The 15896-nt window shown below is 53.7% G+C and carries 13 protein-coding genes and 1 pseudogene; 10 read left to right on the top strand and 4 right to left on the bottom strand.

The genetic code is table 11. The features are described from left to right. Positions 1 to 29 precede the first annotated feature (29 nt). The 3 genes and pseudogenes from BM035_RS20420 to istA form a co-directional block, all read right to left on the bottom strand. Positions 30 to 836, bottom strand: a pseudogene (locus BM035_RS20420) (IS110 family transposase); the annotation flags it as partial. A gap of 128 nt (positions 837 to 964) precedes the next feature. Further along, entirely contained in the window at positions 965 to 1720 is a 756-nt protein-coding gene (istB, locus tag BM035_RS20415; protein WP_092034151.1) for an IS21-like element helper ATPase IstB, read from the bottom strand. Positions 1721 to 1734: 14 nt separating this feature from the next. Further along, entirely contained in the window at positions 1735 to 3279 is a 1545-nt protein-coding gene (istA, locus tag BM035_RS20410; protein ID WP_169054557.1) for an IS21 family transposase, read from the bottom strand. 301 nt (positions 3280 to 3580) lie between these two features. On the opposite strand from istA, the gene BM035_RS20405 reads away from it, so the two are divergent. Beyond that, positions 3581 to 3997: a hypothetical protein gene (locus tag BM035_RS20405; RefSeq protein ID WP_092034148.1), complete on the top strand. Its 417-nt coding sequence runs from the start codon at positions 3581 to 3583 to the stop codon at positions 3995 to 3997. A gap of 265 nt (positions 3998 to 4262) precedes the next feature. Here BM035_RS20405 and BM035_RS20400 read toward each other — a convergent pair whose 3' ends face one another. After that, positions 4263 to 4469, bottom strand: coding sequence for a helix-turn-helix domain-containing protein (locus BM035_RS20400; RefSeq protein ID WP_008937849.1), 207 nt, complete (start codon positions 4467 to 4469; stop codon positions 4263 to 4265). 152 nt (positions 4470 to 4621) lie between these two features. Between BM035_RS20400 and BM035_RS20395 the strand changes: the two genes are divergently transcribed. The 9 genes from BM035_RS20395 to BM035_RS20355 all read left to right on the top strand — a co-directional run. Then, positions 4622 to 4867: a hypothetical protein gene (locus BM035_RS20395; RefSeq protein WP_062785067.1), complete on the top strand. Its 246-nt coding sequence runs from the start codon at positions 4622 to 4624 to the stop codon at positions 4865 to 4867. Then, positions 4860 to 6089, top strand: a complete 1230-nt coding sequence (locus BM035_RS20390) for a site-specific integrase (protein ID WP_092034146.1) — start codon at positions 4860 to 4862, stop codon at positions 6087 to 6089. The genes BM035_RS20395 and BM035_RS20390 overlap by 8 nt, the downstream gene beginning before the upstream one ends. After that, on the top strand, positions 6082 to 6348 hold the full coding sequence (locus BM035_RS20385; protein ID WP_092034143.1) for a hypothetical protein: 267 nt from the start codon (positions 6082 to 6084) through the stop codon (positions 6346 to 6348). The genes BM035_RS20390 and BM035_RS20385 overlap by 8 nt, the downstream gene beginning before the upstream one ends. Positions 6349 to 6517: 169 nt before the next feature. After that, the gene (locus tag BM035_RS20380; RefSeq protein WP_217646367.1) at positions 6518 to 7990 is read left to right on the top strand and encodes a sigma-54 interaction domain-containing protein; all 1473 of its coding nucleotides are present in this window, start codon (positions 6518 to 6520) and stop codon (positions 7988 to 7990) included. Positions 7991 to 8020: 30 nt separating this feature from the next. Next, a complete protein-coding gene (locus BM035_RS20375) occupies positions 8021 to 11425 on the top strand; it encodes a DEAD/DEAH box helicase family protein (RefSeq protein ID WP_254775547.1) in 3405 nt (1134 codons plus the stop codon). A 2-nt stretch (positions 11426 to 11427) separates the two neighbouring features. After that, positions 11428 to 13281: a DNA recombination protein RmuC gene (gene rmuC, locus BM035_RS20370; protein ID WP_092034138.1), complete on the top strand. Its 1854-nt coding sequence runs from the start codon at positions 11428 to 11430 to the stop codon at positions 13279 to 13281. 30 nt (positions 13282 to 13311) lie between these two features. Continuing rightward, complete coding sequence (locus tag BM035_RS20365; RefSeq protein ID WP_092034136.1) at positions 13312 to 14913, top strand: type I restriction-modification system subunit M; 1602 nt, start codon at positions 13312 to 13314, stop codon at positions 14911 to 14913. Then, positions 14910 to 15584, top strand: coding sequence for a restriction endonuclease subunit S (locus BM035_RS22720; RefSeq protein ID WP_175497442.1), 675 nt, complete (start codon positions 14910 to 14912; stop codon positions 15582 to 15584). The genes BM035_RS20365 and BM035_RS22720 overlap by 4 nt, the downstream gene beginning before the upstream one ends. Before the next feature lie 58 nt (positions 15585 to 15642). Then, a partial coding sequence (locus tag BM035_RS20355) for a transposase (RefSeq protein WP_175497406.1) occupies positions 15643 to 15896 on the top strand: 254 nt, incomplete at its 3' end.

Below are 15896 nucleotides of genomic sequence, written 5' to 3'. Positions count from 1 at the left end.
AAATCGGTCAAAACTCACTGTTGTTGACAGCGCTTGGTAATTCTGCCCAATCGGGGCTTACCACCGGTTGAATATTGCCGGGGTACCAGACCCAGCCAGGCGGCAAAGTGCCTTCCACTTTTGAACTGCCTGGGATCGGGGGCGCTGGCCAGTATAGCCGTCGCCGTTTGTGGCCCAATACCCGGAATGGCCATTAACCGTTTGGCCCGCTCGTCACGCCGTGCCATTGCTTCGATCTCCCGGTCATAGGCCAGGATTTCTTCATCGAGCTGGAGGATGCGCTGATTGATGTTATTAAGTAAACGACGGGCCAGCATGGGCAAACCGTTTTCGGCATCTTCCAGGATGTCCGGAATTCTATGGCGAGCCTGATAACGACCTTGAGGAACGGTCAGTCCAAACTCGGCCAACAGCCCGCGAATCTGATTGATCTGAGCGGTACGCTCTTTGGTCAATCCTCGACGAATACGGTGCAGGCAAAGCACCGCTTGCTGATCGACAGTTTTGGTCGGTACGAATCGCATGTTGGGCCGACCGACAGCTTCGCAAATGGCTTCGGCATCGTTGTCGTCGTTCTTGCTGCTCTTGCGGTAGGGCGCTACGAACCGGGGTGCGATGATCCGGGCATCGTGGCCAAACCTGGTTAACTCACGAGCCCAGTAGTGGGCACCCGAGCAGGCTTCCATACCGATCAGACACGGCGATAGTTGAGCAAAAAACGCCAGCAGTTTAGGACGATTAAGTCGTTTGCGGACCACGACCTTGCCGTATTGATTGGTGCCATGAATACTGAACACAGTTTTCGCCAAATCGATGCCAATAGTTGTAACATTCATGAGGACTCCCCCTCTTCTGATTGAAGTCTGACTACTGCGTATTCCGGCGAACGTGACCGGTCATTCCGGGGATCGTGACCGGTTTGCACACGGCCATCACGCTGGAGTCAGTTTTGTACTCTGAGCGGTCACGATGGGTCAACCGATTCCGTGTTTTGTGCCTTGGCTTTTCTTAGTGATTCTCCTTTTAGATTGAGTCGGTGAGCGCCGTGCAGAAGCCGGTCCAGAATGGCGTCTGCGAGTGTGGCGGAGCCGATGTAGTCGTGCCAGTGTTCGGTTGGTAACTGACTAGCGATCAGGGTTGAGCCTCTTCCGTGCCGATCCTCAATCACTTCCATCAGATCCTGTCGTTGTTGCACGGTGACCTTCTGCATCCCCCAGTCATCCAGGATCAGCAGGTCGGTTTTCAACAGTTGGTTCATCAGGCGGGCGTAACTGCCATCGCCGTGGGCGATGCGCAGCTGTTCGAACAGGCGCGGTACCCGCAAGTAACGGACTGAGAGCCCCTGCCGGCAGGCCTGGTTGCCCAGGGCGCACGCCAGCCAGGTCTTGCCGCAACCGGTAGGCCCGGTGATGCACAGGTTCAGGGACTGGCGGATCCAGTCACAGCTGGCCAGCCCCGCCATACGGGAGCGCTCCAGCCCTCTCGGGTGGCGGTAATCGATGTCTTCCACGCAGGCCGAGACCCGCAACCGGGCCGCCTTCAGCAGCCGTTCCAGGCGGCGGTTTTCCCGGTGCAGCACCTCCCGGTCGATCAGTAAGGCCAGGCGTTCCTCGAACGCCAGGTCGTGGGTGTCGGGCTGTGCCCGCTGCTGTTCCAGGGCATCGCACATGCCGGTCAGTTTGAGTTGGCGCAGGGTGTCGAGGGTGTTTTGAGTCAACATCAGTTTCTCCGGGATCAGTGGTAGTAGCGGGGGCCGCGAACGTTGGTGTGTGCTGGCAGCTCTGTCAGTTCCGACTCCTCCTCGGCCAGGGGCAACGGGAGCTGATCCAGCCCCTGTTTCAGGATCGAGCTGATGCTCTGGTAGCTGGCCGAGTTGATAGCTAGTGCTCGACTACAGGCCTGCTCCAACCGGTCACGGCTGTAACGTCGACTCAGGTTCAACAGCCCCAGGCATGATCGGTAGCCATGCTCCGGATGAGGGCGATCCTTAAGCTGTCGCTGTACCACGTCGAGCGTGGCGGGACCGATGTCACTGGCCCAGTTCAGGAACCGTCCCGGTGACCAGTTCTGATGGGCCTGATGGGACTTGGGCATGTGCTCGGTCAGGGTCACGAAGCGGCTCTTGCCGTGGCGAGGATGCAGGGCTACCCGTTGTCCTTTGTGCATGACCTCAACGGACGTATCGGTAACCCGAACATCCAGCTTCACACCCACCAGGGCGTGAGGCACGCTGTACAGGCGTTTGTCGATCTCGATGTGGTAGTCGATGCCCGGTCGTGCCTTGCGCCACTCGGCGTAGACGTAGGACGTTGCCGGCAGTGGCCTGAGTGCAGGTCGGTCCAGCGCTTCGAACAGGCTCTGGCGGCTCTCGGAGCGCCCCTGGAACGGGCGCTGGTTCAGTGCCGGTAGCAGGTCTGCAATCGCCGAGTTCAGTTCGGCCAGTGAGAAGAACGTTCGGTGACGCAACCGGGCCAGGATCCAGCGTTCAACCAGCAGCACAGCGGCTTCGGCCTTCGCCTTATCCTTGGGCTTGTAGGGGCGGGCCGGTAAGACCGCCGTCTGGTAATGGGTTGCCAGTTCCGCGTAGGTCTCGTTGAGCTGGGGCGTGTATCGGTCTGCCTTGGTGACCGCTGCCTTGAGATTGTCCGGAACCAGCAGTTCCGGCACACCACCGTAGAACGCCAGCATCCGCTGGTGGGAGGCGATCCAGTCCGGCAGGCTCTGGCTCCAGGTGGCCTCGGCGAAGGTATAACTGGACGCGCCCAGCACAGCCACAAAGACCTGGGCCTTACGCATCTCGCCGGTGCTGCGGTCCACCACCGGCACGGTGGGACCGCAGTAGTCGATAAAGATCTTCTCGCCGGCCCGGTGGACCTGGCGCATGCTGCGCCGCTGCCGGCCGCGCCAGAGCCGGTAGTGATGGCAGAACTGACTGTACCGGCGGGCCTTGTCGCCGTGGCGTTCGACGTACTCAGCCCAGAGCAATTGCAGGGTGACGCCCTTGGTCTTGAGTTCCTGGTGGACCTGGAAGTAGTCGGGCTCAGCAAATCGAGATGGGGGTGTCTTGGCCGGGAAGAGCTGGGCTTCCAGTCGTGCCTCGTCCGTGCCTTCCGGCAACGGCCAGGTGATGCCCTGCGCGGTGGCCAGGCTGACATACTTGCCGACCACGCCCTTGGAGAGTCCGCAGGCACGGGCAATGCGCTCATGGCTCAGGCCCGCTTCGTACTTGAGGCGCAAGACCTCGATGATCTGTCGCATGGAAATCCTCGCTGCCGGCATCCGCCCTTCCTCGTGATGAAAAAGGAAGGGGTATGCCGGATAAAGTTGAAGAATTCCAGCGTGTTGGCAATGATTCCGGAGGAACGTGACCGGGGATTCCGGCATCGTGACCAGCGATTCCGGAAAAACGTCCAAAATCGGTCACGTTCAAACGGAATGAGCGGTCACGATCACCCGGAACGGGCGGTCACGTTCAAACGGAATGGGCGGTCACGATGGGCCGGAATATGCAACTACACCTTCAATGTGGCACATAGATGCCGTGGGAGCAGGGGGAGTCCATATCATTCGTTAACTGTATATGGCCATTGAATTCGTCAAGCTGAATAAAGGATGGAATGCGGAGCCAAATTCTCCGGATGAGAAAATCAGTATCGAAGATGCTGATTTGACGTTGGAGTTCACCGTAAATCCATGGGCACATGATGGCTTTGAGGAAAATGAGCGTGTACGGCTTGTCTTTCGGTCATGTTCGCAATATCGATTGGGTCCAACAAACGACGAAGGCTGGTACGCGGGGCAATGTAGGTTTGGTCAGCTCGCGCCTGATTGGGGAGAGTTCTACTCACTCCGGGGAGAAGCAGACGAAGTTTTGGAGGCAACCGATTGGGTGCCTATCGAAAAGGGAACTGGGGGCAATCATTACCTTTTCTATCTTCGCGATTGCACATTTGAGTGCAAGGCCGATACCTATGAACTTCAACGAATCAACAGTTAACCAGGGGCTCAAGCCGACCGGTACTACGCTGCGCTCCGTACCGGCGGCTTAGCCCAGGCGTTATTCCGAAATCTGAACGTTCGCTTTGCGACCTCAGCGTGCCTTTGTTCTCGAATAGCGGATTGGGCAGGCCCCTATCTGACAGGGTCTGCTTTGTGGTCACAGCAAACGAAGTAGTTGGTCCGCGACGGGTCAAGCGATGGAGAGCAGCTGCGGCAACACATCATTGAATCGATGAGAGTGGCCCTTTAACCATCTCATTTGCTCAATGATCTTCTTGCAACTCGAGCAGGTCTCCCACCTCACATTCAAATAATCGGCAGAGTTTCTCAATAGCTTCCAGGTCTATCCTTTGCGCTGTTTCTTTGTAGAGCAGGGTTACAGTATTCCTGTTAAGCCCCGTCTCTCTGGCTACGTCCACGATCTTCATTTTTCGCTCGCCCATCAGCCGAGCGAGATGGCATCGAACCATTTCTGACCATCCTTAATTAAAAAATGTCATCCAGAATGGCAAAAAATGCTTGCAAATGTACTTTTGTTGCTTAAAATGTCATTTAGGATGGCATTCTGATATGGAGAATGTCTTTTGTTGATTTAGCGTAGCGCAACAGAAGGAAGATTTCGATGGAAAATTCCTACACCTACCTGACCACTGAAGAGCTTGCTGGCCGCATCAAATACGACTGCCGGACAATTCGTCAATGTCTTAAAGACACTGTGCTGTTGGAGGGCAAGCATTACATTAAGCCTTTCGGCCGGCGGAAAATTCTTTTCCTCTGGGAAGAAGTCGAAAAAGAGATGCTGGTCGGTGCTCGTGAGCACGAACACCTGTCAATTCCTATGGCAAGCGGAGCGGTATGTCATGGGTAAGGTGAGAGAGCGAAAGGAGACCGGCAAGCTTTATCTAGATTTTATGTTTGAGGGGCTACGGTGCAGGGAACAGACCGCGCTGCCAGATACGCCGGCCAATCGTAAAAAATGCGAAGCTCTTCTTCAGAAGGTTGAGGCCAAAATCCTTTTAGGTGAATTCGATTACGCTGAATTCTTTCCGGGCAGCAGGAACTTGAAAAAGCTGGCCAAGGCAGGCGCGCTATCCGGCACGGGTCGGGCTTCCAATGCAATGGCTGATCCGGAGCAGGAAACCGATCAGTCGCCGCTGTTCCCGGATTTCGCCGACCTGTGGCTTGAGGAGAACAAGATTCAATGGCGCGCCTCTCATCTACGCAATGTTGAGTCTATTCTTGAGAGCTCTCTCAAGCCGGCATTTAATAACAAACGTCTGACAGAAATCACCAAAGCGAACATCCTGGCAGCCCGCAACAAGCTGGCGAGCCGCAAGGGTAGGGCGGGCAATATCCAGATGGCTCCCAAGACCATCAATAGCCACATGGCGATTCTGCGGATGATTCTGACCGAAGGCGCCGAGCGCTTCGACTTTGCGAACCCGTATCGCAACATCAAACCGCTGAAGCTGAAGAAGGTAAACATCGAACCTTTTTCTCTGCATGAGGTAGAGCGGATTACCAAATATGTGCGGAAGGACTATCAGAATTACTACCTGGTTCGCTTCTACACCGGCATGCGCACTGGCGAGATCGATGGCTTGAAGTGGGAGCACGTGGACTTTGAGAAGCGCGAGATTCTGGTTCGCGAGACGCTGATCAATGGTAAGACCGAGTACACCAAAACCGATGGCTCCCAGCGGGAAATCCCGATGTTTGGTCCGGTTTACGAGGCACTCAAGGCTCAGCATGCGGCAACTGGCAAGCTGAGCAAGTTCGTATTCTGTAATCGCCTTGGTGAGCCACTTGATCACAATAATGTCACCAAGCGCGTATGGTACCCCTTACTTCACGCTCTGAACTTGAAAAAGCGTCGGCCTTATCAGACACGGCATACCGCAGCCACGTTGTTGTTGGCATCCGGAGAGAATCCTGAATGGGTGGCTCGAGTGTTGGGCCATTCCTCTACTGAAATGTTGTTCAAGGTTTACTCGCGTTTTATTCCGAATGTGACCCGTATGGACGGCAGCGCCTTCGAGCGCCTGATTGGCTCGCGTTCAGAAGACTTGGAGGAATCTGAAAATGCCTAAATCATCTCTTAGCTTCGAGACTCAGAGAGATATCGCCGAAGTGGCGGAAGTTTTAATTCGTTTGAACAATATTTCGCAAGGGCGAGACCTGGTCTGGCTGCTAAAACAGCAAAGGGCGCGAGACAACTTCGATGCCGTCGCACTATGGCTTCGGAATGAGGTATGGAAGCGGCAGAGGAACCGTGAAGATGTTGATATTAGCACCTTGTCCAACGCTCTTCAGACGTATCTGACCAAAGCGTTGATGGATTTGGAATAGCTGTGAGCAGTAACTTGCTTTGGATGTATTTTAATGGCTCGAAAAGGCAGATATAAAATACTGAGAAATTGGTGGGTTAGTTAGGAGTTGCAACAGACAGACTGCCCACTGAAAGCTAGACTCTCAGGCTGTTGAAGAGTAATTGTTGTAACCATGGACGGGGCGTCGAGTGCAAAAAAAACTGGTAAGTTGGATCGGAGGCAACGACCTAAAAGCGATAGCCGGCGAGTCATCGGGTCCGATCTTGTCGACGCTAAAAACCGCTGAATTTGATTCGGCTCATCTGTTGTATTCCTATCCTCAAACTGAGGTCGAGCCATACCTCTCATGGTTGCAGCAACAAGTCGACATACCTATCAAAGCCACTGAAGCCAAGCTCAGCTCACCGGTCAGTTTCGGTGAAATATATCTGTGTGTAGAGCCCCTCCTGAAAGAACTGTCGACCACTGAAACCGAGCTATCGATTCTGTTGAGCCCTGGCACACCTGCTATGCAAGCGGTCTGGATACTGCTTGGCAAAACCAGATATCCAGCTGTTTTCTATCAGTCCTCACGAGAGAGTGGAGTAGAGAGGGTAGAGATACCCTTCGAGCTTGCCGCTGAATTTGTCCCTTCTGTTTCCGAAATTTCAGATGTCAAGCTGAATGCCCTCACAGATGCTCGAGTCCCGATCAATGCGGCATTCGACAACATCGTTACTCAAAACCCGAGCATGATTCTGCTCAAGCAGCAGGCGCAGATCCTTGCTGAGCGGAACGTGCCAGTCCTGATTTATGGCGAGACAGGCACGGGGAAGGAATTGTTCGCCCGTGCCATCCACAATGCCAGCCCGCGTCGCGAGAAACCGTTCATTGCATTGAATTGCGGGGCCATTCCTGAAGAGCTGATTGATTCGACTCTCTTTGGCCACAAGAAGGGAGCCTTTACAGGGGCGGTCGCAGATCGTTCTGGAGTATTCCAACAGGCTGATGGCGGCACTTTATTCCTCGATGAGTTTGGTGAGCTGTCGCCACAATCGCAGGTTCGGCTGCTTCGTGTGTTGCAGGAAGGCCGATTAGTCTCGGTAGGTAGTGACAAAGAGCTGCCTGTAGATGTGCGCATCATCACTGCCACACATCGCAATCTCATGGAAGCGGTTGCAGATGGTCATTTCCGGGAGGATCTTTTCTACCGTGTGGCCGTGGGAGTTCTGCACCTGCCGCCTCTTCGTGCCCGAGAAGGTGACCTTTCGTTACTTGCAGATATGATGCTCAAAGCTCAGGGTGACCAGGATCCGGCGTTCTCCGGTAAGAAACTTTCCGCTGACGCAAAAAAAGTTATTCTTCAACACCCCTGGCGAGGCAATGTTCGGGAGCTTCGCTCCACTCTCGTAAGGGCAACGCTCTGGAGTTCAGGCGAAAACATAACAGGTGCGGAATTACACCAGGCACTATTCACTATGCCAGAGCGTGAGCCGGATCTTCTGAATCAGGATGTTAGTCAAGGCGTTGATCTGAATCGAATAATGGGCGAATTGGCTGCGCATTATATTCAGAATGCCATGGCTCACACGGCACAGAATAAAACGAAGGCTGCAAAACTTCTCGGCTTGAAAAGCCAGCAGACGTTGAGCAATTGGATCGAAAAATACGACATCGAATAAAAATGGCATGGTCCTCGCAAAAGGACTGACATGAGCAGAGTATCCTTTATGAAATCGGTCAATTTCGAGTTTCTTCGGCCCAAGTACGATGTCCTGGCAAACCTCGGCGGTTTGGCTGAGGCCGTTCTTCATGTCGACCCCGGAAGCGCCTTGACGCGTCTGCGAAGCTTCGGCGAGGAGATGATCAAGACAATCTACAAAGAAGAGTCTCTGCCCAGAATTCCGCAGGCCACGTTCTATGAACTGACCAAAAACCCGGTCTTCGCCGACTGTGTCGATAAATCGCTTATCCACCAGCTCAATTTTCTGCGGATTCAAGGCAATGATCCAGCCCACGGTGCGGAAGGCGACTTGCAGAGTGCAAAGATGTCGCTTTCAACGGCTCACCAGCTGGCAGGTTACATGGCGCTTACCTATGGCGGGGAGCCAAAGGAAAACCTGCCACCTCTCAAGGAGATTCCGGATCCAGCCAACGCCATCGCTCAATTGAAAAAGTCCGTCTCTAGTTATAAGAAAGATATGGAGAGGCAGCAGGAAGAGCTCGAGCGGGTGATGGTCGAGCTGGACCGCGAGCGCGCCAAGCAAGCCGAGTCGTTCAAGCAGCCGGCCGAGTCTGAGCAGCAAGCGCGTAAACAACGAAGCCAGCAGGCGGCTGACTCTCTTCAATGGAACGAAGCCAAAACCCGCTCCCAGCTGATCGACGCGATGTTGGTTAAAGCAGGCTGGGATATTGGCAATCCGGCCCAGGTTGGCCAGGAAGTTGAGGTGAAATTCCCCGACAATCCCTCGGGCAAGGGCTATGTCGACTATGTACTTTGGGGTGAGAATGGCCAGCCGCTTGCGCTGATCGAGGCGAAGAAATCCGGCACGGTGAACCTCCAGGCTGGGCGGGAGCAAGCCCGTTTATACGCCAACTCTTTTGAGTACATGGGGTTCCAGCGGCCTGTCATCTTCTACAGCAATGGCTATGAAACCTTCATCTGGGATGACCACCAGTACAATACCTACCGTCCGGTCTATGGATTCTATAGCCAGGAAAGTCTGGAATATCTGATTTACCAGCGCCACTACCGCGCCGCAGAACTTGAGCGTTTCAACCCTGAGCTTAAGATCGCTGACCGCCCTTATCAGATTGAGGCCATCAAAACCGTTGCCGCCCATTTCCAGAATCAAAGGCGCAAGGCGCTGATCATTCAGGCAACGGGCACAGGTAAAACCCGAGTTGCGATCGCTCTGGCAGAGCTGCTTACACGGACCGGGTGGGCCAAGCGGGTGCTGTTCCTGTGTGACCGAAAAGAGCTTCGAATTCAGGCGGATGATGCGTTCAAGCAGAACCTTCCCAGTGAGCCCCGCTGTGTTATCGGTGAGACTAGCAAGATTGATGACTCCGCGCGCATATACATCGCCACCTATCCCGGCATGATGAATCGGTTTGCCCAGCTGGATGTGGGGTTCTTCGACCTGATCATTGCCGACGAGAGCCACCGTAGTATCTATAACAAATATCGGGATTTGTTCGATTACTACGATGCGCTGCAGGTTGGCCTAACCGCAACACCGGTCAAGTTCATCAGCCGTAACACCTTTGATATCTTCGATTGTGAGACGACCGACCCGACGTTCGAATTCGGTCTGGATGCAGCGATCAACAATGAGCCGCCTTACCTGGTGCCGTTCAGGGTAAAAGACCTGACGACCGAATTTCTTCGTGAGGGCATTCACTACGGCGATCTGAATCCGGACCAACAACAGCAGCTCGAAGAAGATCTAGGTGAAGAAGAAGCCCGGACTACCACCATCGCTGGCTCAGACATAGGCCGGAAGATTTTCAGTGAGGCGACTGATCGCGTCATCCTGGAAAACCTGGTTGATAATGGCATCAAGGATGAAACCGGCTCACTGGTTGGAAAAACGATCATTTTTGCCCAGCGCCAGGACCATGCAGAACACCTCGAGAAGCTGTTCTGCAAGATGTATCCGCAGTACGGGACCAAAGTGTGCAAAGTCATCCACAACGCCATTCCTCACGTGGATAGCCTGATCAAGGAATTCAAAAAACCGGATAATGATTTCCGTATCACCATCTCAGTAGACATGCTGGATACCGGTATCGACGTGCCGGAAATCGTCAACCTCGTCTTTGCCAAGCGCGTTAAATCCTGGGTGAAGTTCTGGCAGATGATCGGCCGGGGTACCCGCCTTCGGCCGAATCTGTTCGGCCCAGGGCAGGACAAAACTGAGTTTCTAATTTTTGACCACTACGGCAACTTTGATTTCTTTGAAGAAGAGTACAAAGAGCCCGAAGACACCGGCAGCAAGTCACTTCTTCAAACCACTTTTGAGGAGCGGCTGACTCTGGCACAGGCGGCCCTGAAGCAGAACCATGCGGCAGGTTACGACGTGGGTGTGCGCCTTCTCAAGGAAGACATCAATGACCTGCCTGATGAGAGCATTGCTGTCCGGCGCAACCTGCGGGTGGTTCACCAGCTTCAGCAAACGGATCTGTTGGATAAACTGGATGCGCGAACACAGCACCTGCTGGCAGAAACCATCGCGCCTCTTATGTCCAGTCGCGTACTTCGGGACAAGCATGCAACGGCGCTGGACAAACTCATGGCAAGCATCGAGCGTTGTCTGGTAGAAAAGGCGAGCTGCTTTGAAGATGGCAAGACGGCACTCATTGCGGAAGTCGAAAGGCTGGCGGTAAACATCCAGGCCGTTCGCCAGAAAGACAAAGTGATCGAAGACGTCAAGAGTGCTTCGTTCTGGGCAGATCCAAGCATTGAAAAGTTGGAGCATGCCCGGCTGGAGCTGCGCGGCATTATGAAGTACCGAAAGCCTAAGGTTTATCCGGGTGCTGGAACGCAAACAACCAGAACGAAAGATGGCGAGGTTTGGATCCAAGAGCGCGAGGTTTACATAGCCGGTGCAAACGAAGCCATGATCTATCGCCGCCGTCTCAAGGGCATTCTGGACAAGATGCTTTCGGAAAACCCGATCCTCCAGAAAATCCACAACGGCGAGGCAATCGGTAAGTCGGATCTCCAAACTCTGACATCAACGATTCTTACGACGCATCCGGGGGTCAGCCTGGATGTATTGAACGAGTTCTATGGTCGGACAGCAGACCAGTTAGATCTCACGGTGCGAGAGATCATTGGCCTTGACCCTCAGGCGGTAGAAGAGCATTTCAAACAGTTCCTTCACGCCCATCCGACGCTGACAGCCCAGCAAGTACGATTCATGAACCTGCTGAAGAACTACATTGCACAGCACGGCTCCATCGTGGTCGAAACTCTCTACGATGCGCCATTTACCTCGGTATCCCATGAGGGAATCGACGGCGTTTTCAAACCGGACGATGTGGGTGAGCTGATTGATGTGCTGAGGCCGTTTCTAAAACCAGATTCTCAGCCCGCGGAACTACAGGGATAACTATGCAGACTATTCAATGGACGAACGAACTGATCGTAATTGCCAGCCTGATAGGCATCGCGCTCGCTGGGCTGGGCTTTTTAATGGCCACCGTGGTGCTAAGTCGAAAGGTTGCCAGGCTCACTGCCCAGCTGGAACAGCTGCAAGGAAATCTGGAGCAAGCAGACGGCTTGAATCAAAGCTTGCAGGATTCGATAAAAGATCTGGAATCATCACTGCATGAGAAGGATCTGGCAGAAAGCCGACTGCAAGCGCAGCTGACCGGTGCCCAATCTAACGAGCAACGTCTAACTGACGAGCTGCGAAGCCAGAAAGAAGAGTTTACCTCTGTGAACGCTAAACTGGAGGAGTCTCGCCAACGCCATCATGCGACCGAGAGGCAGCTGGAAACATTCCAGGCAGACAATCGCGCCCTCCAGGAGCGTGTAGATGACCTGCGTGAACGGCTGGGGCGTGCAGAGCTGGACCTCCAAGAGGAGCGAGAGCAGATGAGCCAGCTCAAGGACAGGCTGGCAGAAGAAGGAAAGAAAGCGAAGGCCCTGGAATCGTCAGACACAGACGCGAGAGAACAGCTGAAAGAAACCAAGGTAAACCTGTCGGCTCAGCAGGAAAGGTATTCGGAGCTTCAGGAACGCTACCAAAGCCTCAGCAGCGAACACACGGAGCTAAAAACCACGCTGGAACGCAAGGAAGAGCACTTCCAGGAGCAGATGCAGCAGCTAGGCGAAACCAAGCAGGCGCTTACCAAAGAGTTCGAGAACATAGCGAACAAAATCTTTGAGGAGAAAGGCAAGACCTTCACTCAAACCAGCCAGAGCAGCATCGACAGCATGCTCAAGCCCTTTCGTGAGCAAATTGAAGGCTTCCAGAAGCGCATCAACGAAGTTCACGATGCGTCTCTTCGGGGTAACAGCAACCTGAATGCCGAAATCCGGAAAGTACTGGATATTGGTCTGCAGATGAGCAAGGAAGCGACGAGCCTGACTTCTGCTCTGAAAGGGGATTCCCAACAGCGCGGTGCCTGGGGCGAAGCCCAGTTGCGCAGAACCCTGGAAATGAGCGGCTTGATTGAAGATGCTCACTTCGCAGTGCAGAGCAGCTTCAAGGATGATGAGGGCAAGCAGAAGCAGACCGATTACCTGATCAAACTGCCGGATGAAAAGCACATCATCATCGACAGTAAAGTCTCCCTGGTGGCATACGACCGTGCGGTATCTGCAGACACCGAAGAAGAGTACAACCTGGCAATGGCGGAACACGTAAAAGCGGTGCGTCGCCACATTGATGATCTGGCCGGTAAGGATTACACCAATCTTGTCGGTATGCGCAGCCCCAGTTTCGTGCTCATGTTCATGCCAATTGAACCGGCGTACATAGAAGCTCTGAAAAGCAACAAGGACCTCTTCGAGTACGGCTACAAGAAGAACATCGTGCTAGTGTCCCACACCACACTGATTCCAATTCTGCGAACCGTGTCCAACCTCTGGATGATTGAGCGTAGCAACGCCGAAGCCCGTGAAATCAGTGAAAAGGCCGGCGATATCTACAACCAAGTGTGTACCGTGGCCGAACGCTTGAATAAGCTCGGCGGCACACTCAACACCGTTAGCAATCACTACAACGATACCGTCACCGCCCTGGCTGGCAAGCAGGGCCTTTATGGCAAGGTTGAGCGTTTCACCAAGCTTTCCGCAAAGGTCACAAAGTCCATGCCTGCCATCGAGCCGGCACACAGGGATTTCGAGACAGAACGGCTCTCAATGATTGTTGAAGCCATTGAAGAGCCCGAAGAGGAAGACTCTCGAGCTCTGGACAACCCAGAAGAAGCGACCGACGACGTCGCATCCAATCAATAGACCTCTAGTCACCAACGAGAAACCGATTTAATGCTTACAGGCCAACTTCGTAACGACATCGACAAGCTCTGGGAAAAGTTCTGGACCGGGGGCATCACCAACCCCCTGACCGTAATAGAGCAGATCAGCTACATCATGTTCGCCCGCATGCTGGACATGCAAGAAGAGGTAGCTGAACGCAAGGCGGCCCGCACGGGCAAACCCTTCGACCGCCTATTCCCGGACACATCAGATGGCCAGCTCCTTCGCTGGAAAAACTTCCACCACATGAGTGGCAAGGAGCTGCATAAGCACCTCAAGAATAATGTCTATCCGTACTTCGCCAGCTTGGGTCAGCACTCAGAAGAAGAGGGGTTAGGCACAGAAGGCACCGCCATCCAGGCGTTGGGGCATATCGGGGTGTACATGCAGGATGCGGATCTGGAGATCAAGAATGAGTCCGTGCTTGTCTCCGCCGTGGAAATGGTCAACAACCTGCCGCTCACCCAGAGCGACGTAAAAGGCGATATCTATGAACACCTGCTCAGTAAACTTACCACCGCAGGTATTAACGGCCAGTTCCGCACGCCGCGACATATCATCGATGCGATGATCGAGCTGATTGATCCGCAGCCCACAGACGTTATCTGCGATCCGTCTTGCGGCACGGCAGGTTTCCTGGCGCGGACTATGGAATACCTTAACAAGAAGTATTCCAGTGACGCAGGCACCTTTACCGACGAAGACGGTAATCTCCATTTTACCGGCGACCTGCTTGAGCCCTACCGGGGACACATCAACAAACAGATGTTCTGGGGCTTCGACTTCGACACCACCATGCTCAGGGTGAGCAGCATGAACATGATGCTGCATGGGGTGAACGGCGCCAACGTTCTCTATCAGGACAGCCTCAACAAATCCATCAAAGAGCATTATCCGGAACAGGAGGAAGAGTTCTTCGATATCGTCCTGGCCAATCCGCCGTTCAAGGGTAGCCTGGATGAAACCAATACCAATCCCGACGTATTGGGGGTAGTTAAAACCAAGAAGACCGAGCTGCTTTTCGTGGCGCATATCCTGCGTTCTCTCAAACTTGGCGGCCGAGCGGCGGTGATCGTGCCCGACGGTGTTTTATTTGGCTCTTCCAAAGCCCACCAGCAGCTGCGTAAGGAGTTAATCGAAAACAACCAGCTCGAAGGCATCGTCAGCCTACCCAGTGGTGTGTTCAAACCCTATGCGGGCGTAAGCACCGCGATCCTGATTTTTACCAGGGGCGGTTCTACTGACCGCGTTTGGTTCTATGACCTGCAAGCGGATGGCCTCAGCCTGGATGACAAGCGCACTCCGCTGACAGGCGAGGGCTCCAATGATCTTCCGGATGCCATCGCTAAGTGGAAGCAATACCGTGGGCTAGTGGAAGCCAACGCCAGTGCTGAAGACATTGAGCAAGCCTTTGGTGACAAGACCCAAAAAGCGTTCGTGGTAGATGCTTCCGACATTGTTGGGAACAAGTTCGATCTCTCTATCAACCGTTATAAGGAAGTGGTTTACGAGGAGGAAGAGTACGAAGACCCAAAGGTGATTCTGCAACGCCTCAAAGGATTGGAGAGTGAAATTCTGGCCGATCTGGATGCGCTGGAGGCGATGCTGTGAGTTGGCAGAGAGTTGAATTGGCTAATGTCGCTACAGTGTTTAATGGGAAAACGCCCGCCAAAGCCGAACAAAGAGATAACGGGCATCCGGTCCTTAAAATAAAGGACGTCGACGTTAATGGTGCCTTTAAGGGAGATTTTGGCTCGTTTGTTGATTCTGAATTTGCAGAGAAATTTTCAAGCAAAAAGATCAGCGTTGATGACACCTTGGTATTAAATGCCGCGCACAACTCCGATTATGTTGGGAGTAAACAGTATCGTGCTGAAGCTAGTGTTGTGGACTCTTTGCCAACAGGAGAGTGGCTGGTTGCTCGTGCTGACGAGGAGCAATTACACCCGCGATTCTTAAATTATTGGTTGAGCTCTCCCCAAGCTAGGTTTCAGATTAAAAATCTTGTTAAAGGCATACACCTTTACCCGAAAGATGTTGCGAGGCTGGAAATCCCACTGCCAGCGCTAGCTGAACAAAAACGCATCGCCACCATCCTCGACAAAGCCGACGCCATCCGCCGCAAACGCCAGCAAGCCATCCAGCTCGCCGACGAATTCCTCCGGGCTGTGTTTCTGGATATGTTCGGTGATCCGGCTACCAATCCGAAGGGGTGGGAGGTAAAGACCGTCTCGGACTGCCTAGCCCGAATTTCTCATGAGGGGATAAAAGAAAGCGGCTGAAAGTGTTAAAATTTCAGGACCTTACACCATCAATCAACACCAACAACCGCTATCCAAAATGGTACCTCAAAAACTGACCTTCTCGCCACTTTCCCGCCGCCAGATTGAAACCGACTTCTCCGGAGGCCATATCACCTCCGATGCCGGCTTGCTGTTACTGCGCGAAGTCGACAAACAACACCGGTTAACCCAACGGCTGGCCGAGACTCTGACCGACCAGCGGGATCCCCGGATGATTCGTCATGAGCTCAAGTCCCTGGTCCGGCAACGGGTCTACGGTGTGGCCGGTGGCTACGAAGATCTGAATGATCA

Origin of the sequence: Marinobacter sp. DSM 26671 (assembly GCF_900112835.1) — a bacterium.
Lineage (GTDB): Bacteria > Pseudomonadota > Gammaproteobacteria > Pseudomonadales > Oleiphilaceae > Marinobacter > Marinobacter flavimaris.
The sequence above is the reverse complement of the archived record's forward strand: the minus strand, read 5'-3'. Positions and strand labels throughout refer to the sequence as shown.